Genomic DNA, 19,104 nt, shown 5'->3' on the forward strand with positions numbered 1-19,104 from the left:
AGCCTTCGCCGCGCGTAGGTTGACGGGTGCATCAAACGAAAAACCCGCCTATTGCGGCGGGTCACCGGCGCAAATCAGCACCATAGCCAAATATGTACCTTAGCTGAGGTCATGGTGTCAAGAAAAAATTCCTATTGCCGGGGAAAAGGCTGCCGACCCCGCCGAACTGGCCGCCGTCAGGACTTTTGTTAAGCTGGGTCCGCAGCCCTGCGCACCGGGCGCCCGGACTTGTGTCCCGGCGCCGCGTCAAATAGCTTGCCGCCCGGATCAGCGGCGGATTTAGGAGATTTCGATGGCGGGACTTGCACGGGGCGTCGCTGCGGCGATCCTCCTTTTGTCGATGACGACGTTCGGCTTCGCCGCAAACAAGGTCATCATCATTCTCGATGCGTCCGGCTCGATGTGGGCGCAGATCGACGGTAAGCCCAAGCTCGAAATCGCCCGCGAGTCGCTTCGAACCGTGCTTCAATCGGTCCCCACCGACGACGAGATCGGCTTCATGGCCTATGGCCACCGTGAAAAGGGCAGCTGCGACGACATCCAACTGATCGTGCCGCCGCAGGCAGGTTCGGGCAGCGCCATTTCGGCCGCCGCCGACAGCCTGAAATTCCTCGGCAAGACGCCGCTGACGGCGGCGGTCAAACAGGCGGCCGAGGCGCTGAGATACACCGAGGACAAGGCGACGGTCGTGCTCATCACCGACGGGCTCGAAACATGCGGCGGCGACCCCTGCGCGCTTGGCAAGGAGCTCGAGGCATCCGGCGTCGACTTCACCGCCGATGTCGTCGGCTTCGGCCTGACGGCCGACGAGGGCAAGCAGATCGCCTGCCTCGCCGACAACACCGGCGGCAAATACATCCAGGCCTCCGACGAGAAGGCGCTGCAGGAGGCGCTTGCCGAGACCGTGGCGGCGCCGGCACCTGCTCCTGAACCGGCTCCGGCACCTGCGCCGGCACCCGCGCCCGAGCCGGCCAAACCGGACTTCAATTTCCTGCCGATAGCGGTGCTTGCCGAGGGCGGCGATCCCGTCACTGACGGCAATGCCTGGGAGATCTACAAGGCGAAACCCGACGGCACGCGCGGCGACTACGTCAGTACCGAATACGGCGCCTACAAGGCCAATCTGGAACCGGGCGACTATATCGTCGTGGCCAGCGACGGCCAGGCCAAGACCGAGCAGAAAGTCAGGATCGAGGCGGGCCAAGTCTACGAGCCTCTCTTCAACTTGAATGCCGGCACGCTCATCATCCATCCGCGACCGAGCGAGGGGGCAGATGTCGTCGATGGCGCGGCTATCGTCATCGATTATCCGGGTGCTGACATGCCCGCCACCTTCTATGGGACCACGAAAGCCGTGTTGCCGGCCGGCGACGAGAAAGTGACGGTCACGATCGGCCAGGGCGTGGCTACCGAAACGATTCCGCTGGCTGCCGGCAAGACCGTGGAAAAGGACATGATTGTCGGTGTCGGCCATGTCGTTGCCAATGCTTATTATGCTGCCGGCGGCGACAAGGCGGACGGTTCAGGCATCGGCTTCAAGGTGCTCAAGGCAAAAAAGAAGATCGATGGAACCAGGGACGAGGTGACCTATGCCTACGGACCCGACAGCAAATTCGATCTGCCGGCCGATGACTATGTCTTGATTGCGACGGTTGATCTCGCCGTTGTCGAGCAGCCGTTCACCGTCAAGGTCGGCGAATTTCAGGATCTGAAAATCGCAATGAATGCCGGCGTGCTGGCGATCACCGCGCCGGGAGCCTCGAAGATCGAGATTTTCGAGGCCAAAAAGGACATCAACGGCAACCGCAAGTCGCTTGGCTATGCATTCGACCAGAAGTACCAGGCAGCGATCCCGGCGGGCGACTATGCCGTCGTCTCGGAGAAATCCGACAACAGTTCGAAAGAAGGCAACGTGACGGTCAAGGCCGGCGAGCGAGCCGAGCTAACCGTGCAATAGAATCGTATGCACAACCGCAAGAGGGCGGCCAAGTGCCGCCCCTTTTCATGGGTTGCGCAGAACTGCCGTCAGGCCGTGCCGAAGGCGCTGGCGCCATGATCGGCGCGGCCGACCAATTGCCGGAAGCCGGCAAACAGCTCGCGGCCGAACCCGAACTCGTTGCCGATGAGATCGGCATCCGCCGTCCGGCGCAGCGCGAAATCGCCGGCCGGCACCAGCACTTCCAGCGTGCCGGCATCGGCGTCGAGCCGGATGATGTCGCCTTCGTGGATCCTGGCGATAGGACCCTCCTCGACCGCTTCCGGTGTGACATGGATCGCCGCCGGCACCTTGCCGGAGGCGCCCGACATGCGCCCGTCGGTGACCAGCGCCACGCGCTGGCCGCGATCCTGCAGGATGCCGAGCACGGTGGTCAGCTTGTGCAGTTCCGGCATGCCGTTGGCCTTCGGCCCCTGGAAGCGGATGACGGCGATGAAATCGCCGGTCAGCGTGCCTGCCTTGAACGCATCGTTCAGCCCTTGCTGGCTGTCGAAGACCCTGGCCGGCGCCTCGATGATACGCCGCTCCGGCTTCACCGCGGAAGTCTTGATGACGGCGTGGCCGAGATTGCCTGACAGCACCTTCAGGCCGCCGGTCGCCTGGAACGCCTTGTTGAAAGGCGCCAGCACCTTTTCGTCGCCGCTTGTCCGCGGCGAGGCTTCGCGCACCACGCCTCCGTCGGCGCCGAGCTTTGCCTCGACCGCATAGGGCCGCAGGCCTTCGCCCCACACCGTCTGCACATCCTCATGCAGGATGCCTTCGTCGAGCAGTTCGCGGATCAGGAAGCCGAGCCCGCCGGCGGCGTGGAAATGGTTCACGTCGGCGAGGCCGTTCGGATAGACCCGCGCCAGCAGCGGCACCGCTTCCGACAGGTCGGAAATATCCTGCCATGTGATGGCGATGCCGGCCGCCGCCGCCATGGCGATCAGGTGGATGGTGTGATTGGTCGAGCCGCCGGTGGCATGCAGGCCGACGACGCCGTTGACGATCGAGCGCTCGTCGATCATCCGCCCGACGGGCGTATAGGCGTTGCCAAGCGCAGTAATCGCCAGCGCCCGCTTGGTCGCCTCGCGGGTCAAAGCCTCGCGCAGCGGCGTGCCTGGATTGACGAAGGACGCGCCCGGCGTGTGCAGGCCCATGATCTCCATCAGCATCTGGTTGGAATTCGCCGTGCCGTAGAAGGTGCAGGTGCCCGGTCCATGGTAAGATTTGGACTCGGCCTCCAGCAGTTCGGCGCGTCCGGCCTTGCCCTCGGCGTAGAGCTGGCGGACCTTGGCCTTTTCGTCATTGGGCAGGCCTGATGTCATCGGTCCGGCCGGAATGAACACCGCCGGCAGATGGCCGAAGGTGAGGGCGGCGATCACCAGCCCCGGCACGATCTTGTCACAGACGCCGAGATAGACGGCGGCGTCGAACATGTTGTGCGACAGGCCGATCGCGGCGGCCATGGCGATGACATCGCGCGAAAACAGCGACAGCTCCATGCCGGGCTGGCCCTGGGTGACGCCGTCGCACATCGCCGGCACGCCGCCTGCCACCTGGGCGATGCCGCCGGCTTCGCGGGCTGCATCCTTGATCAGCGCGGGGAAGCTCTCGAACGGCTGATGCGCCGACAGCATGTCGTTATAGGAGGTGATGATGCCGAGGTTCGGCACCTTGTCGGCGCCCAGCGCGAGCTTTTCCGAGGGGCTGCACACCGCAAAGCCGTGAGCGAGATTGCCGCACGACAAAACGGCCCGGTTGGCGGTGCGGTTCGACGCCTCGGCGATGCGGCCGAGATAACGCTCGCGGCCGGGCTTAGAGCGCTGGCGGATGCGTTCGGTAATGGCTTCGATGTCGCGTCTGGCGGTCATGGTGTCGGTCCTTTCAGGCGAGGTCCCGGAAACATCCTCCCGCCGTTTGCCGGGACCGGTGTAAATCGAGAATCAGGGTGCCCAGAAAACCTCTACGGGCTTTTGCGCTGCGTCGAGCACGGCGCGGATTGGCTTTCGCGGCCCGGGCGCCACCGCGCCGTCGAAGGCGATACGCTTGTCCTCACCCTCGATGTGCAGCGCGATGAAGCCGGCTTCGACGATGCGGGCCAGCGACAGGGTCAGCCGCGGCTCGCCCGCACTTGCCGCATGAACCGGCAGCACGATCCTGTCGGAAGACGGGTCGAGCAGCGTTGCCAGGTCGGCGGCATCGGGAAAGAACGAGGCGGTGTGGCCGTCCGGCCCCATGCCGAGCACGACGACATCGAGCGGCCAGGGCAAGGACCGGAGCGCTGCATCGTCGGACGAGGCCGCATCCTCGATGCTGGTGGCTTCGTGATAGAGCGGCACGAAACGAGCCGCCTTGGCCGCGTTCTGCAACAGATTGGCGGCCACCAGCCCGGCATTGGAGCGTGGCGAGGAGGCCGGCACGAAACGCTCGTCGACCAGCGTCACGATCACCTTGTCCCAGGCGATGGGTATCGCTGAAAGGGCGGCGAAGAATTTTGCCGGCGTGGTGCCGCCGGAGACGGCGAGCAACCCCGTGCCGCGCTCGGCGATCGCCTTGGTCAGTCTGCCTGCAACATGGCCGGCCAGGGCTGCCGCCAGTTCCTGGCGCCCGGTGAAGCCGTTCCAGCTGTAGGCGGCGCTGTTCAATTGCTCTCGTGCCATGTCCGCCCGTCACGTTCGATCAGCGCTATCGAGGCCGATGGGCCCCAGGTGCCCGCCGTGTAGCCCTGCGCCTCCTGCCTGGCACTTTCCCAGGCATTCTGGATCGGGTCGATCCATTTCCACGCCGCCTCGACTTCGTCACGGCGCATGAACAGGGTCTGGTTGCCACGGATGACGTCCATGATCAGCCGCTCATAGGCGTCCGGTGCGCGGCCGTCGAAGGACTGCGCGAAACTCATGTCGAGCGAAATCTGGCGCAGCCGCATGCCGCCCGGGCCCGGATCCTTGATCATGATGAACTGCTTGACGCCTTCGTCCGGCTGCAGCCGGATGACAAGCTGGTTGGCGAAGATCGGTCCGGCGCTGTCGCCGAAGATCGAATGCGGGATCGGCTTGAATTCGATGACGATTTCCGAAACCCGCGTCGCCAGCCGTTTGCCGGTACGCAGATAGAACGGAACGCCCGACCAGCGCCAATTGCCGATCTCGGCCTTGATGGCGACGAAGGTCTCGGTGTTGCTGTCCTTGCCGAGTTCCTCGACATAGCCTTTCACCGGTCCGCCGGCCGAAGCCCCGGCGCGATACTGCCCGCGCACGGTGTGCTTCGGCGCTTCATTGCCGTTGATGCGCTTCAGTGCCCGCAGCACCTTCAGCTTTTCGTCGCGAACGGCGTCGGCATCCATCGACGACGGCGCTTCCATGGCGACGAGGCACAAGAGCTGCAGCATATGGTTCTGCACCATGTCGCGCAGCGCGCCGGCCTTGTCGTAATAGGTGACGCGGTCCTCCAGGCCGACGGTCTCGGCCACGGTGATCTGGACATGGTCGATATGGGCTGAATTCCACAACGGTTCGTAGAGCGCGTTGGCAAAGCGCAGCGCCATCAGGTTCTGCACCGTCTCCTTGCCGAGATAATGGTCGATGCGGAAGATCTGGCTTTCGTGGAAGTCGTCGCCGACCAGGTCGTTGAGCTTGCGTGCCGAATCGAGATCGCGGCCGATCGGCTTTTCCAGCACGATGCGCGAGTTCGGCGTGATCAGATTGTGCTCTTTCAGCTTGTGCGAGATGTCGCCGAACAGCGCCGGCGCCACCGCCAGGTAGAAGGCGCGGATGCGGTCGCTGTCGCCGATCGCCTTCTTGAGCTTGTCGAAGCCGGCGCCGCTCGTCGCATCAGCGGAGACGTAGGACAGCCGCGCCAGGAAAGTCTTCAGTTCCTTGGCGTCGATGTCGGCCGGTTTGACGTGGTCCGAGATCGCCTGCTTGGCGAAGGCCTGGAATTCTTCGTCGCTCATCTTCGAGCGCGAGGTGCCGATGATGCGTGTCGGCTCGGAAAACTGATGGTCGCGCTGGCGATAATAGAGCGACGGCAGAAGCTTGCGCTCCGACAGATCGCCGGTGCCGCCGAAAATGATGAAGTCGAAAGGATCGACGGGGATGATCTGGCTGGTCATGGTCTGTCCGCTCTGACGCCGGTCGCTGTGACGCGGCTGATATAATCTAATCGATTTAAATTTTCCAGTGCCATGGTGTCACATCTGGGTGCATGCGCCTGCCCCTTGACAGTCCGATGACCCGGAGGCTTGTCGACAGGCGCGGCACCGGAAGCCTTCGCACTTGCAGCATAGAGCGGGATCGACGCGAAAGCCAAAGGAGAAATCGGCGATGGCCGCACATCTTTCGAGCAATCCGGCCAGAAGCCACGGGTTCGCGCGGATGTGCGCTATCGGCGCGCCGGTTGATCGTCATCAATCATGAGCGGGAAAAACATGCGTCTGGAAAACAAGGTTGCCGTCATCACCGGTGCTGCGTCCGGTTTTGGCGAGGGCATCGCCAGGCGCTTTGCGCAGGAGGGTGCCAGGGTCGTTGTCGCCGATCTCAACGCCAGGGGCGCTGAGCGCGTCGCCGGCGGGATCGGCGACGCGGCGATCTGGACCCAGACCGATGTCTCGCTGCGCTCCGAATTCGACGAGATGATCTATGCCGCCAAAAGCGCATTCGGCCGCATCGACATCATGGTCAACAATGCCGGCTACACCCATCGCAACGGCGACATGCTCAATGTCGACGAGGAGACCTTCGACCTGATAACCGCCGTCAACATGAAGGCGATCTATCACGCGGCACTCGCCGTGGTGCCGATCATGGAGCGGCAGGGCGGCGGCGTCATCCTGACCACGGCCTCCACCGCGGGTCTGCGGCCGCGCCCCGGCCTCACCTGGTACAATGCGTCGAAAGGCTGGGCGATCACCGCCACCAAATCGATGGCGGTGGAACTGGCGCCGAAGAACATCCGCGTCAACTGCCTCTGCCCGGTTGCCGGCGAGACCGGCATGCTGGAGAAATTCATGGGCGCCGACACACCCGAGATCCGCGAGAAGTTCCGCGCATCGATCCCGCTCGGCCGGCTTTCGACACCGCTAGACATCGCCAACGCCGCACTCTGGCTGGCTTCGGACGAAGCCGCCTTCATCACCGGCGTGGCGCTGGAGGTCGACGGCGGCCGCTGCATCTGAACGCCTGGTGCATGTCGTCCAAAAGCGCACAGCGATCTTGGAGCGACGGCATGCATCGGAAAGGGAGACGGACCTGTCGTTGAGCGGCGGGCGTCAGGCGCCGGTCTTGATGTAGCTCTTGTAGATCCAGCCGGTCTTGCCGTTGTAGGTGATCTGGCACCATTTCTTGCAGCTCATCACCTGCACCGAGGTTTTGGCTGGCACCGTACCGATGGCGGCGGCATTTTTCTTCGGGCCGCTTCGCATGGTCACGGCCCTCAGGATGCGTCCTGTTCCGGCGGCTGCGGCTTTCCTTGGCTTCGCCTTGGCCTGGCTGTCATCACCTTCTGCCGCTGGCTCTTGAGCCGGCACTTGCGGTTGCACCTCGGGAATGGCGGCGGTTTGTGCGCCGTCGGGATGGTTGCCCGCGGTTGCGCCGGGCGCGGCTACCTTGGCAAGTTCGGTGGCGGCATCGGTATCGGCTGCCGGCTGCGCGAATGCCGCCGTTTGCTTGTCGGGTGCCTTGTCCGCCACCTGGCTGGGAGCAGTCGAATCGGACGCGGATGCGGCCTTCAGCTGGGAACCGGTCCAGCGCGGGTCATTGGCGGCGAGTGCGGGAATGTTGTCTTGCGCGGCCGCCACAGTTGTTGGAATTGCGTCGGACTTGCGCGCCTGCGGTACGGCTGCCGCAGCGACCGCGGCCCCAACCGGGGTTATTTTCGTCGTCTTCACCGGAACCGTTGGAATGGTCTGTTCGGGGCTCGCTGCCGCTTGCCTGTCGCTGGCCGGCAGCGCCAGCCACAGCGCCACGGCGGCGACCCCAAGCAGCGCGGCGGTGCCGATCGCGGCGATCACCAGATGCGAGTTCGAGCGGACTTCCTGCCAGAAGGAAGGCCGCATGTCGTATCCGAACTGCATGGCAAAGCGCCGACGTTCCGGCGTACCGAAACTGAAGGGCTCTCTCACTCTTGCCACCTCCATAAGCGGGCCGACGTTCTTTCGATCGGTGCCGGAAGTCCGGCGTCTGATCCGCATCGGTCCCAAAAACAACGCGGGCAGGCCCGCAACAATCCCCGAACAATCGCCCAGAACCGGCAGCTTTCGCCTGCGATTGTGGCATCAGTACGCCAACATAGGGGATTCTGCGCCTTTGCGGGAAATTGCGCAATGCGTCGCACGGGCAACAAATGTTACAACAAATATTACAATATTACATCAGGCCGGCCGGCTAGATCCTGTCGCGCAGCGCAAACCAGTTGAGCGCCAGGAACAGCAGCGGCGTACGGAAACGCCGGCCGCCAGGGAAAGGCGGGATTTTCAGATCCTCGATCAGCTTCAGCCGGTCGCGGTTGCCGGCAACGGTTTCGGCATAGAGTTTGCCGAAGTAGTTCGACAGCATGACACCGTGGCCGGAATAGCCGCCGGCCGAGATCACATTGGGCATCACTTCGCGCACGAAAGGCTTTCTTGGCACCGTGATGCCGACATAGCCGCCCCAGCCATGCGTGATCTCGACATCCCCGAGCGCCGGATAGAGTTCCGCGATCTGGCGGCGGATGTGGATGTGGATATCCCGGGGATCGTTGACGCCATAGACCTCGCGTCCGCCAAACAGCAGCCGTCCGTCCTTCGACCTGCGGAAATAGCGCACGACGAAGCGGGAATCGTCGACCGCCTCGCCGCCCGGCAAAACGTTCGAGTCCGCTCCCAGAGGCACCGTCGCGCCGATGAAGGAACCGATCGGCATGACGTGCGCGGCACTCACCGGCTCGAGCGTGCCGCCATAGGCGTTGACCGCGATCAGGCATTTCTGCGCCGTCACCGTACCTCTCGGTGTCGAAACCTTGACCTTGCCGCCACTGGACATGATGCCGGTTGATTGAGTCCCCTCGAACAGCTGCGCGCCTGCAAGCGCTGCCACCCGCGCCGTGCCGATCACCAGCTTCATCGGATGGATGTGCCCTGTGCCGGTGTCGCGCGTGCCGCCGAAATAGGCGGTCGAGCCCAGCCGCTCCGCCGTCTCCCTGGCATCCATGAACGAGATATGCGGGTAGGAAAAACGGCTCGCCATGATCTCGGCATGCGCCTTGTAGTCATCGACATAGCGCGGCTTGTGCGCCACCGAGAGCTGGCCCGGCATATAGTCGATATCGATCTGGTTGGCGGCAGTGAATTCGAGGAGATGCGCCTTCGCCTCTTCGGCAAGATCAAACAGAGCCTTGGCGCGGGACAAGCCGTACTCGGCTTCCAGGTCCTCGGCCCAGGCGCGCTGGCCGGTGCCAAGTTGGCCACCATTGCGCCCGGAGGCGCCATCACCGAAGCGATACGCCTCGATCAAAACGACATTGGCGCCCGCCCTGGCCAGATGCGCTGCCGCCGACAGGCCGGTAAAGCCGCCGCCGATGACAACGACGTCGCATGTCCGGTCGCCATCCAGCGCCGGGTATTCAGGCCGCGGGCCGGCCGTGTCCTCATACCAGGAACGGCCGGGGGAGATCGGGGATTGGTAGGGCATGATGCTCGCAGGGAGTAGGGGAGTAGGGGAGTAGGGGAGTAGGGGAGTAGGGGAGTAGGGCAGTAGGGCAGTAGGGCAGTAGGGCAGTAGGGCAGTAGGGCAGTAGGGCAGTAGGTGGGGACTATTCTGGGGACAATTTACGGATCAGAAGCCGCAAGAGCGTTCCGACGCTCTCACTGCGGGCCATCAATGATTCGATCGTCTCGTGCGAGGCGATTCCGACGCGTTGCGCGATCAGCAGATGGGTCTCCAGTTCCTTGAGTGATCCCTGGGCGATCCTGAGAAATTGCTGATAGGAAGCTCGGCTTTCTCGCCCGTAACCTTCGGCAATGTTGGCGGGAACGGAGGTGGCTGCACGGCGTACCTGAGTCGTCAGGCCGTAGAGCTCATCCCTTGGCCAAGCTCTGGTTGTTTCGTAGATCGATACCGCCAGATCCATAGCTTGCTGCCAGACAATTAAATCCCTGTACGATTCAATCTTGGCCGTCATCCTTGCCCTACTGCCCTACTGCCCTACTGCCCTACTGCCCTACTGCCCTACTGCCCTACTGCCCTACTGCCCTACTGCCCTACTCCCCCACTCCCCCACTCCCCTACACATTCAGCAACAAATACTCCCGCTCCCACGGACTGATCACTTCCATGAAGGTCTCGAATTCCGCGCGCTTGATCGCCGCATAGGTCGCGGCGAACGACTTGCCCAGATGCGCGCAGAGTTCCTCGTCGCCCTCGAACAGGTCGACGGCTTCGAGCAGGCCGCGCGGCAGGTCGATCTCGTCGGCATTGGCCGTGGTCAGGACCGGGGGCTCGGCCTTGATCTTGTTGGTGATGCCGATCAGCCCGCAGGCAAGCGATGCCGCCAGCGCCAGATAGGGGTTGGCATCGGAGGACGGGATGCGGTTTTCGACGCGCCGTGCCGCCGGATCCGAGCGTGGCACGCGAAACGCCGTGGTGCGGTTGTCATAGCCCCATTTGTTGTTGACCGGCGCCGACGCCGCCTGTGTCAGCCGGCGGTAGGAATTGACATAGGGCGCGAACATCACCAGCGCGTTCGGCACATGCTTCTGCATGCCGCCGATAAAGTGGAAAAAATCGTCGGTTTCCGAGCCGTCAGCGGCCGAAAAGATGTTCTGTCCGGTCTTCTTGTCGATGATCGACTGATGGATGTGCATGGCGGAGCCGGGTTGCCCCTGGATCGGCTTGGCCATGAAGGTGGCGTAGATCTCGTGCTTCAGCGCCGCCTCGCGAATGGTGCGCTTGAACATGAACACCTGGTCGGCCAGTTCGATCGGGTCGCCATGGCGCAGATTGATCTCCAACTGGCCGGCACCTTCCTCGTGGATCAGCGTATCGATCTCCAGGCCCTGGCTTTCGGAGAAATGGTAGATGTCGTCGATCAGTTCGTCGAATTCGTTGACGCCGGCGATCGAATAGCCGGCGCCGCCGCCGATCGCGCGTCCCGACCGGCCAACCGGCGGGGTCAGCGGATAGTCCGGGTCGGGATTCTTGCGCACCAGGTAGAACTCGATCTCGGGCGCCACCACAGGCTTCAGGCCGAGCTTGTCATAGGCGGCCACCACACGCTTCAACACGTTGCGCGGCGTGAACTCGACCGAGCGTCCGTCCTGGTGGACGAGGTCGCAGATGACCGCTGCCGTCGGGTCTTCTTCCCAGGGCACCACCGTCAGCGTCGACAGGTCGGGCATCAGTTTGAGGTCGCCGTCGTCTTCGGGGTAGTGGAAGCCGTTGCCATCCTCGGGGTAGCCGCCGGATATCGTCGTCATGAAGACTGCCGACGGCAGCGCCAGCGAGGTGTTGGAGGTGAATTTCTTCGATGGCATCATCTTGCCACGCGCGACGCCTGCCTGATCGGGCGTGATGCACTCGATGTCCTCGATGCCGCGCCATTCCAGCCAGGCGCTGACTTCCTTCCAGTTCTTGACGCCTCGTTGGTTTTTCACGAAGGCAGGCGTGCGGGCGCGTCCTCCGCGGCTCGACGGACGGACTTCCTTTTTTGCAGGCGGCATCATTCACCAGATTGGGTTGCGGATTGTGGAGTATAGCCGTGCCCTCCTATGGAAGGGAAGGGGAGCCGCGTCGGGCATTGCCCGGTGCGGTTGAAAATCACGCCAATCGGCTTAGTTTCGGCCGGCCCAATTCCAATCGAGGCGTTCAATGCGGCGCAATGACAAACTGACGACGATCGGCTTCGACGCCGACGACACGTTGTGGCAGAACGAGCAGTTCTTCCGGCTGACGGAAAAGCGCTTTGCCGCCATGCTCGTCGACCATGGCGAAGCGGAGCACATCTCGGCACGATTGCTGGAGGCCGAAAGGCGCAACCTCGCCGTCTATGGCTTCGGCATCAAGGGATTTACCCTGTCGATGATCGAGACGGCGATCGAGGTCACGCAAGGCCGCGTGCCGGGCTCGGTCATAGCGGAGATTCTCGATGCCGGCCGCGAGATGCTGAGCCATCCGATCGAGGCCTTGCCGCACGCCCGCGAGACGGTCGAAAAGCTTGCCGGCGCATTCCGCCTCGTGCTGATCACCAAGGGCGACCTCTTCGACCAGGAGCGCAAGCTGGCTGGCTCAGGCCTGGGCGATCTGTTCGACGCGGTCGAGATCGTCAGCGACAAGAATGCCGCCACCTATAGCAGGCTCTTCAAGCGCCACGGCGATGGTCCGGCGAAAAGCATGATGGTCGGCAACTCGCTGAAGTCGGATGTGGTGCCGGCCATCGAGGCCGGGGGCTGGGGTGTTCATGTGCCGCATGAACTGACCTGGGTGCTGGAGCATGTCGAAGCGCCGGTAACCGAATCGAGGTTCCGCCAGATATCCGATCTCGGACAACTGCCCGGACTGATCGAAAGCATCATCGATCCCTGATCGCCGGGCGATCCGTGGTCGCCCGGCCTTACCTGGTTTCGATTCCGGACGGAAAAACCGCTACACACTTTCCCGCAATTGCCTCAGCGGCCGATCAGGCGATCGATCACCGGTTGCAACCGTTCGGGCGTGATCGGCTTGGCGATGACCACATCGATGACACCAGACAGGCCCAGGCTTTCCGTGGTGCCATTCTTGGTTGACAGCAGGATTACCGGTGGCAGCGATTTGCCCGAGGCGCGGCGCAACGCGTCGATGCTGGACATCAGATTGTCGCAGTCCTTGTTGTCGGCGCCGCCGTCAAGGACAACCGCGCCGGGAATGAGCGACCGCAAGATCCTTGCCGCCGTGTCGGGAGATTCCGAAATCGGCTTGAGCCCGGATCGCTCGACGATCTTCGAAATCACCACGCGATTGATTGGCGACCTGCCGACGACAAGCACCTGCGACGGATCACGGATCGCCTCGGCGGTTGAGCCGCGGGTCACCAGATTCGGATGTCTTGGAGTCTCGCCTTCGCGATTCACTGGGCACACAAGTCAGCCAAGAAGCTCGCCCCTATTTCAATGCAGAGTTGAATCCGGAGCGCAATTGGCGTGAGATCGCAGCCTATGTCAAGTTGAAATAAAAGTGCCCGAAATCATCGCCGGGACAGTGAATTTCAAGCAACGCTACTGTACTCGACTGTCCACACGTGCATTTCATAAAAAGAAAATTCACCTGCGCAGGGGCTGCGCAGGTGAAGGGTCGGTTGCATGAATTTCAGTCAGCCGTGGCTCTGCTGCGTGACGATCACCGGGATCAGCAGATCGCCCCAGTTGCCGTCGCCGCCGTGATGTCGTGCCGAGCGCACGAGTTCCACCGAGACGCCCGCCTCGACCGCCTTCATAACCGACTGGTTGAGGCGGTGCAGGTCGTTGGCCAGCATGCGGATCGTCGCCTGCTGGTCGACGCTCATCGTTGTCGACTGTTCCTCGGCGCGTTCCTTGACGCGGCTTATCGATGCCATTGGTTTTCTCCTTGTGTCCCAAGCCCTGTCGGGCGTTTCCTCTGAGTTTTTCTGTTCGCTATTCGGCGGCCGGTTTGAACTGCGCGTGCTCCGTCGATTCATGCATGGCGGTGGTCGACGACTGGCCGCCGGTGATCGCCATCGACACGGCGTCGAAATAGCCGGTGCCGACCTCGCGCTGATGCTTGGTCGCGGTGTAGCCATCGGCCTCGGCCGCGAACTCCGCTTCCTGCAACTCGGAATAGGCCGCCATCTGCCGCGCCTTGTAGCCGCGCGCCAGTTCGAACATGCCGTAGTTGAGCTGGTGGAAGCCGGCGAGCGTGATGAACTGGAACTTGTAGCCCATGGCGCCGAGCTCCTTCTGGAACTTGGCAATCGTCGCGTCGTCGAGGTTCTTCTTCCAGTTGAACGACGGCGAGCAATTGTAGGCGAGCAGCTTGTCGGGATGGTGCTTGCGCACGCCCTCGGCGAATTTCCTGGCCTGCGCCAGGTCGGGTTTCGAGGTCTCGCACCAGATCAGATCCGCGTAAGGCGCATAGGCGATGGCGCGGGCAATGCAGGGCTCGATGCCGTTCCTGACATGATAGAAACCCTCAACCGTGCGCCCGGCGTCGTGGTCGACGAAAGGCTGGTCGCGCTCATCGATGTCGGAGGTGAGCAGCTTGGCGGCTTCCGCGTCGGTGCGCGCGACGACCAGGGTCGGCGTGCCCATCACGTCCGCCGCCAGGCGCGCGGCGTTGAGGTTGCGGATGTGCGCCGCAGTTGGGATCAGCACCTTGCCGCCGAGATGGCCGCATTTCTTTTCCGACGCCAACTGGTCCTCATAGTGGACGCCGGCGGCGCCCGCCTCGATGAAGGCTTTCATGATTTCGAAGGCGTTGAGCGGCCCGCCGAAGCCGGCTTCGGCGTCGGCAACGATCGGCGCGAACCAGGTTTCGACCGAAAGCCCATTGCCTTCGGAGGTCTCGATCTGGTCGGCGCGCTGCAGCGTCCGGTTGATGCGCTTGACCAGTTCAGGCGCCGCATTGGCCGGGTAGAGCGACTGATCCGGATACATCGCGCCAGCCGTGTTGGCGTCGGCGGCAACCTGCCAGCCCGACAGGTAGATCGCTTTCAGCCCGGCGCGCACCTGCTGCATCGCCTGATTGCCGGACATGGCGCCGAGCGCGTTGACGAAGTCCTCCTCGTGGATGAGCTTCCACAGCCGATTGGCGCCCATTTCGGCAAGGCTCTGACGGATCTGCACCGAACCGCGCAGACGCTTCACATCCGCCGCCGAGTAGGGTCGTTCGATACCGTCGAAGCGACCTTCCGGCGCCGATGGGACGAGGTTGTAAAAATCAGTCATTGGTCACTCCGAGGAATTGCTGATCTGTGTCAAGGCGTCAATCATTTGGGGGTATTTGGGTATGACTGGATTTACATTTTTGCGTGAAATCAGCCACAAAAAACAGGTAAACTGAGAGGATATAAGAGAAAACCTGTGTTGCGTTTGACAGAAGTGCGTTGTAAATTTGTCATTATTGTAAAAGGCCCGTGCCCAGGAAATTCGTGTAAATTGCTGTAAAGGACAGTCCGTGGCTGACCAGAAGATCTTCGCCGGGCCGCGCATCCGCCGCATTCGTAACGCCAAGGGCCTGACTCAGACGGCGATGGCCGAGGGTCTCGGCATTTCGCCGTCCTACCTCAATCTGATCGAGCGCAACCAGCGGCCGCTGACGGTGCAGCTGATCCTCAGGCTGGCCTCCGTCTACAAGGTCGATCCGCACGAGCTGCAGGGCGAGGCGAGGGGATCTGTCGCTGCGTTGAAGGAAGTGTTCACCGATCCCCTGCTGATCGGCGAGTTGCCGGGTGATCAGGAACTGATCGAGCTTGCCGAGGCGGCGCCCAATGCGTCCGCGGCCGTGATAAAGCTGTTCCGCGCCTATCGCGAGCAGGCCGAGCGCCTGTCCGACCTCAACGAATTGCTGGCACGCGAGGGTCGGGCGACGGCGCTTTCCGGCGCCCGCCTGCCGATCGACGAGGTGCACGAGATTTTCGAGCGCCGGCCGAACCATTTCGCTGCCCTCGAGGAGGAGGCCGCGGCGTTCACCTCGGTGCTCGATCCCGGCGACGATCTGTTCGGCGCGCTGAAGGCCTGGCTGAAGCGCGAATGTGGCATCGTGGTCAAGGTGCTGCCGGTCGCGACCATGCCGAACTGGCGCCGCCGTTATGATCGTCATTCGCAGCGCCTGTTCCTGTCCGAACGCCTGTCGCCGTTCGACCAGTTGCGCGAAGTCGCGATGGAGGCCTGCCTGATCCGCATGACGGTCGCGGTCGCCGGCGAGATCCAGGCGCTCAAGCTGAGCACCGACGAGGCGCGCCGCCTGGCCCGCTTCGAACTTGGCCGTTATGCGGCGCATGCGCTGATGATGCCCTATCAGGCCTTTCACGCGGCTGCCGTGCGCGCCCGCTATGACATCGATGTCCTGCGTTCGCGCTTCGGGGTCTCCTTCGAACAGGCGGCCAACCGGCTGACCATGCTGCAGCGGCAGGGTGCCTCGGGCGTGCCGTTTTTCATGCTGGAGGTCGACAATGCCGGCAACCGCTTCCGCAAGGCCGGCAGCCAGGGCTTTCCTCAAAGCCGCTTTGGCGGCGGCTGTCCCAAGCTGCCCGTGCATGTCGCCTTCACCCAGCCCGGCCAGGTCTTCGTCGAGGCAGTGGAAATGCCCGACGGCGCCGAGTTCCTGTGCATCGCCCGCACGCTGGAAGGGCCGCAAGGCGCATTCTCGGAACGCCCGCGCCGCACCGCGCTGCTGCTCGGTTGCGACATCGGCTTTCGTGACGACATCGTCTATGGCGCGGCATTGCCCGGTGCGGCAATCACCGCAAAGGCCGGCACCGTCGCGGCGACGCCGGTCGGGCCTGCTTGCCGGCTTTGCGAACGCGTCGGCTGCCTGGCACGGGCAGAACCGCCGGTGACGCGCCCGCTCGGCCTCGACGAGATGGTGACGGGCCTGAGTGCTTTCGATTTTCAGTGACGCCGTGTTCTTCTGAAATGGAGCAAGGTGCCACAATTGTCGGCGGCCGCTGGCTCAGTTCCGGCCTGCGCCTTTGCGTTACGCCAACAGAGCATCTTTTTGTCGTCCCTTGCGCATCGTCCCGTCCACAAGAGCCCGACAGTGGCAGCCATGATCGATACCGCATCGCCGATCGTCGCATCGCCAGCCGTCTCGCCGCGCGAGGAGCGCGTCGGCATGCTTTTGGTCTTCCTCTCGGCGCTGATGTGGAGTTTCGGCGGCGCCATCGCCCGCTTCATCACTGTCGGTGACAGCTGGACGGTCATTTTCTGGCGATCCGTGTGGGCAGCCGCCTTCCTGGTCTGCTTCATGGTTTGGCGTGACGGCTGGCGTGGCATGCTGAAGCTGTTCCGTGACATGGGGTTGCCCGGCCTTGCCGTCGGGATCTGCTTTGCCACGGCATCGACCGCCTTCGTCGTGGCGCTCGCCTACACCACCGTCGCTAACATCCTTTTGATGCAGGCAGGCGTGCCGTTGCTGGCGGCGCTGTTTGCCTGGGCATTGTTTCGCGAAAGGGTTGGTGTCGCGACCTGGGTGGCAATCGCCGCCGTCATCACCGGCGTCGCCATCATGGTGTCGGAATCGCTCGATGGCGCCGTCTCGCCCATGGGCGATGGGCTGGCGCTGTTGATCGCGGTCATGTTTTCGGTCGCCACCGTCATCACCCGGCGGTTCTCCGGCGTGCGCATGACGCCGGCGACGTGCCTCGGCACCATGCTCGCGGCCGGCTTTGCCGTCTCGCAGGCATCGACCCTCGCCGTATCTGTCAGTGACATGGGCTTTCTGTTTGCCTTCGGCGTGGTCAATCTCGGCCTCGGCCTGGCCTTCTTCGCCACCGGCGCGCGACTGATCCCGGCGGCCATCGCGGCGCTGCTCGGCACGTTCGAGCCGATCCTCGGCCCGATATGGGTCTGGCTCATTCATTCCGAGGTGCCGTCGGGGCGCACCATCATCGGCGGCGCGGTTGTGGTCACGGCGCTGCTCGTCCATATCGGGCTCGAATTCAAGCGCCAGGCAAGGCCCGAACGCGCAGGGGTCACCGGGGTGCCGTCACCTAATTGAAGCGGCCTGCAGCTTTGCCATTGACAACGTCGCTGCGGCACGGGCAGGCTGGGAATACGGCAACAACAAGACAGGCGTATCTTGCCAAGTCTCCCAGCCGGTCCGATCGGGACCGGACCATATCGTCGTATCTCTGCCCGCGCCATGGCGAAAGCCTCTGACGGTATTGGCACGCCTCCCAGGCCGCCTCAGGGGCATCCAGCCATCTCATCGAACCGCCTGCATGGTCTCGGCAGTTCGCGCTTGTCGCCCCTTGGAAAGCTCAATAGTCTGAAGAAAATGCCGGTCGCGCTGATGTCGCGACGAGCCGGTGAAGGAACACTCATCAAAGGAGAATAGCATGATCCGCAAAGCGCTCTGGCTTTCGGCAACGTCGGCATTCCTGATATTTTTCACCGTCGGCGGTCACGCCGAAGATCGTGTTGTCAACGTCTTCAACTGGTCGGACTACATCGACAGTTCGATCATCGACGATTTCACCAAGGAAACCGGCATCAAGGTCGTCTATGATACCTTCGATTCCAACGAAATCCTTGAGACCAAGCTGCTTGCCGGCGGCAGCGGCTATGACGTCGTCGTGCCCAGCGGCAATTTCCTTGCGCGCCAGATCCAGGCCGGCGTGTTCCAGAAGCTCGACAAGTCGAAGCTGCCCAACATTTCCAACATGTGGGATACGGTTTCGGAACGCACGGCCAAGTACGACCCCGGCAACGAATACTCGGTCAACTACATGTGGGGCACGGTTGGCATCGGCTACAACATCAAGAAGGTGCAGGCGGCGCTCGGCACCGACAAGATCGACAGCTGGGATGTCTTCTTCAATCCCGACAGCCTGGCCAAACTGAAGGACTGCGGCGTCTATGTGCTGGACTCGCCGGCCGACATCATTCCGGCTGCACTGAAATATCTCGGCCTCGACCCGAACAGCACATCGCCCGACGATATCGCCAAGGCCGAGGAGACCTTACTCAAGGTCCGACCTTATATCAGGAAGTTCCATTCCTCCGAATACATCAACGCACTCGCCAACGGCGATATCTGCCTGGCCGTCGGCTGGTCGGGTGACGTGTTCCAGGCCCGCAACCGCGCGGTCGAGGCCAAGCAGGGCGTCGAGATCGGCTATTCCGTGCCGAAGGAGGGTGCGCAGATGTGGTTCGACCAGATGGCGATCCCTGCCGACGCGCCGCATGTCGCGGAGGCGCTCGAGTTCATCAACTACATGATGAAGCCGGAAGTTATCGCCAAGTCGTCGAACTACGTGCTCTACGCAAACGGCAACAAGGCTTCGCAGCAATTCGTCGACAAGGCACTGTTGGAGGATCCTTCGGTTTATCCCGATGCCGAGACCATAAAGAAGCTCTACACCGTCTCGCCGTACGATCCCAAGACCCAGCGCGTCATCACGCGCACCTGGACCAAGATCGTCACCGGCCAGTAAGC

General features: G+C 62.9%; 16 protein-coding genes. 6 read left to right on the top strand and 10 right to left on the bottom strand.

Annotated elements, in window-relative coordinates; translation table 11 throughout:
• The first annotated feature begins 292 nt into the window (after positions 1 to 292).
• The gene (locus tag A9K65_RS12600) at positions 293 to 1,957 is read left to right on the top strand and encodes a VWA domain-containing protein (protein ID WP_064994594.1); all 1,665 of its coding nucleotides are present in this window, start codon (positions 293 to 295) and stop codon (positions 1,955 to 1,957) included.
• 68 nt (positions 1,958 to 2,025) lie between these two features.
• Here A9K65_RS12600 and edd read toward each other — a convergent pair whose 3' ends face one another.
• The 3 genes from edd to zwf all read right to left on the bottom strand — a co-directional run bounded on the left by edd (position 2,026) and on the right by zwf (position 6,089).
• A complete protein-coding gene (edd, locus tag A9K65_RS12605; protein ID WP_064994595.1) occupies positions 2,026 to 3,849 on the bottom strand; it encodes a phosphogluconate dehydratase in 1,824 nt (607 codons plus the stop codon).
• Positions 3,850 to 3,921: 72 nt separating this feature from the next.
• A complete protein-coding gene (pgl, locus tag A9K65_RS12610; RefSeq protein ID WP_013530235.1) occupies positions 3,922 to 4,638 on the bottom strand; it encodes a 6-phosphogluconolactonase in 717 nt (238 codons plus the stop codon).
• Positions 4,620 to 6,089 carry a glucose-6-phosphate dehydrogenase gene (gene zwf / locus A9K65_RS12615; protein WP_013530236.1) on the bottom strand — a complete coding sequence of 490 codons (1,470 nt, stop codon included), beginning with the start codon at positions 6,087 to 6,089 and terminating at the stop codon, positions 4,620 to 4,622. The genes pgl and zwf overlap by 19 nt, the downstream gene beginning before the upstream one ends.
• Positions 6,090 to 6,404: 315 nt before the next feature.
• On the opposite strand from zwf, the gene A9K65_RS12620 reads away from it, so the two are divergent.
• On the top strand, positions 6,405 to 7,151 hold the full coding sequence (locus tag A9K65_RS12620) for an SDR family oxidoreductase (RefSeq protein ID WP_064994784.1): 747 nt from the start codon (positions 6,405 to 6,407) through the stop codon (positions 7,149 to 7,151).
• 93 nt (positions 7,152 to 7,244) lie between these two features.
• On the opposite strand, the gene A9K65_RS12625 is transcribed toward A9K65_RS12620, so the two are convergent.
• The 4 genes from A9K65_RS12625 to A9K65_RS12640 form a co-directional block, all read right to left on the bottom strand.
• Complete coding sequence (locus A9K65_RS12625; RefSeq protein ID WP_027162286.1) at positions 7,245 to 8,096, bottom strand: SH3 domain-containing protein; 852 nt, start codon at positions 8,094 to 8,096, stop codon at positions 7,245 to 7,247.
• A 262-nt stretch (positions 8,097 to 8,358) separates the two neighbouring features.
• Complete coding sequence (locus A9K65_RS12630; protein WP_064994596.1) at positions 8,359 to 9,645, bottom strand: FAD-binding oxidoreductase; 1,287 nt, start codon at positions 9,643 to 9,645, stop codon at positions 8,359 to 8,361.
• Between the two features lie 121 nt (positions 9,646 to 9,766).
• Entirely contained in the window at positions 9,767 to 10,135 is a 369-nt protein-coding gene (locus tag A9K65_RS12635) for a four helix bundle protein (RefSeq protein ID WP_064994597.1), read from the bottom strand.
• Between the two features lie 103 nt (positions 10,136 to 10,238).
• Positions 10,239 to 11,675: a glutamine synthetase family protein gene (locus A9K65_RS12640; RefSeq protein WP_027035719.1), complete on the bottom strand. Its 1,437-nt coding sequence runs from the start codon at positions 11,673 to 11,675 to the stop codon at positions 10,239 to 10,241.
• A 145-nt stretch (positions 11,676 to 11,820) separates the two neighbouring features.
• Between A9K65_RS12640 and A9K65_RS12645 the strand changes: the two genes are divergently transcribed.
• Positions 11,821 to 12,534 carry an HAD family hydrolase gene (locus tag A9K65_RS12645; protein ID WP_013530243.1) on the top strand — a complete coding sequence of 238 codons (714 nt, stop codon included), beginning with the start codon at positions 11,821 to 11,823 and terminating at the stop codon, positions 12,532 to 12,534.
• Between the two features lie 83 nt (positions 12,535 to 12,617).
• Here A9K65_RS12645 and A9K65_RS12650 read toward each other — a convergent pair whose 3' ends face one another.
• The 3 genes from A9K65_RS12650 to aceA all read right to left on the bottom strand — a co-directional run bounded on the left by A9K65_RS12650 (position 12,618) and on the right by aceA (position 14,891).
• Complete coding sequence (locus tag A9K65_RS12650) at positions 12,618 to 13,022, bottom strand: response regulator (protein WP_244506851.1); 405 nt, start codon at positions 13,020 to 13,022, stop codon at positions 12,618 to 12,620.
• A 278-nt stretch (positions 13,023 to 13,300) separates the two neighbouring features.
• Entirely contained in the window at positions 13,301 to 13,543 is a 243-nt protein-coding gene (locus tag A9K65_RS12655; protein ID WP_006202762.1) for a hypothetical protein, read from the bottom strand.
• 58 nt (positions 13,544 to 13,601) lie between these two features.
• On the bottom strand, positions 13,602 to 14,891 hold the full coding sequence (gene aceA, locus A9K65_RS12660; protein WP_063170072.1) for an isocitrate lyase: 1,290 nt from the start codon (positions 14,889 to 14,891) through the stop codon (positions 13,602 to 13,604).
• A 229-nt stretch (positions 14,892 to 15,120) separates the two neighbouring features.
• Between aceA and A9K65_RS12665 the strand changes: the two genes are divergently transcribed.
• The 3 genes from A9K65_RS12665 to A9K65_RS12675 all read left to right on the top strand — a co-directional run bounded on the left by A9K65_RS12665 (position 15,121) and on the right by A9K65_RS12675 (position 19,102).
• Complete coding sequence (locus tag A9K65_RS12665) at positions 15,121 to 16,563, top strand: XRE family transcriptional regulator (RefSeq protein WP_064994598.1); 1,443 nt, start codon at positions 15,121 to 15,123, stop codon at positions 16,561 to 16,563.
• A gap of 150 nt (positions 16,564 to 16,713) precedes the next feature.
• Entirely contained in the window at positions 16,714 to 17,664 is a 951-nt protein-coding gene (locus A9K65_RS12670; RefSeq protein WP_064994599.1) for a DMT family transporter, read from the top strand.
• Positions 17,665 to 18,004: 340 nt separating this feature from the next.
• On the top strand, positions 18,005 to 19,102 hold the full coding sequence (locus tag A9K65_RS12675) for a polyamine ABC transporter substrate-binding protein (RefSeq protein WP_064994600.1): 1,098 nt from the start codon (positions 18,005 to 18,007) through the stop codon (positions 19,100 to 19,102).
• Positions 19,103 to 19,104 lie beyond the last annotated feature (2 nt).

It is taken from the genome of Mesorhizobium sp. WSM1497, from assembly GCF_001672455.2.
GTDB lineage: Bacteria > Pseudomonadota > Alphaproteobacteria > Rhizobiales > Rhizobiaceae > Mesorhizobium > Mesorhizobium ciceri.

Excerpts from the sequence above, each read along its gene's own strand:
- A9K65_RS12600 (WP_064994594.1), top strand. The coding sequence starts at position 293 with ATGGCGGGACTTGCACGGGGCGTCGCTGCGGCGATCCTCCTTTTGTCG.
- edd (WP_064994595.1), bottom strand. The coding sequence starts at position 3,849 with ATGACCGCCAGACGCGACATCGAAGCCATTACCGAACGCATCCGCCAG.
- pgl (WP_013530235.1), bottom strand. The coding sequence starts at position 4,638 with ATGGCACGAGAGCAATTGAACAGCGCCGCCTACAGCTGGAACGGCTTC.
- zwf (WP_013530236.1), bottom strand. The coding sequence starts at position 6,089 with ATGACCAGCCAGATCATCCCCGTCGATCCTTTCGACTTCATCATTTTC.
- A9K65_RS12620 (WP_064994784.1), top strand. The coding sequence starts at position 6,405 with ATGCGTCTGGAAAACAAGGTTGCCGTCATCACCGGTGCTGCGTCCGGT.
- A9K65_RS12630 (WP_064994596.1), bottom strand. The coding sequence starts at position 9,645 with ATGCCCTACCAATCCCCGATCTCCCCCGGCCGTTCCTGGTATGAGGAC.
- A9K65_RS12635 (WP_064994597.1), bottom strand. The coding sequence starts at position 10,135 with ATGACGGCCAAGATTGAATCGTACAGGGATTTAATTGTCTGGCAGCAA.
- A9K65_RS12640 (WP_027035719.1), bottom strand. The coding sequence starts at position 11,675 with ATGATGCCGCCTGCAAAAAAGGAAGTCCGTCCGTCGAGCCGCGGAGGA.
- A9K65_RS12645 (WP_013530243.1), top strand. The coding sequence starts at position 11,821 with ATGCGGCGCAATGACAAACTGACGACGATCGGCTTCGACGCCGACGAC.
- A9K65_RS12655 (WP_006202762.1), bottom strand. The coding sequence starts at position 13,543 with ATGGCATCGATAAGCCGCGTCAAGGAACGCGCCGAGGAACAGTCGACA.
- aceA (WP_063170072.1), bottom strand. The coding sequence starts at position 14,891 with ATGACTGATTTTTACAACCTCGTCCCATCGGCGCCGGAAGGTCGCTTC.
- A9K65_RS12670 (WP_064994599.1), top strand. The coding sequence starts at position 16,714 with ATGATCGATACCGCATCGCCGATCGTCGCATCGCCAGCCGTCTCGCCG.
- A9K65_RS12675 (WP_064994600.1), top strand. The coding sequence starts at position 18,005 with ATGATCCGCAAAGCGCTCTGGCTTTCGGCAACGTCGGCATTCCTGATA.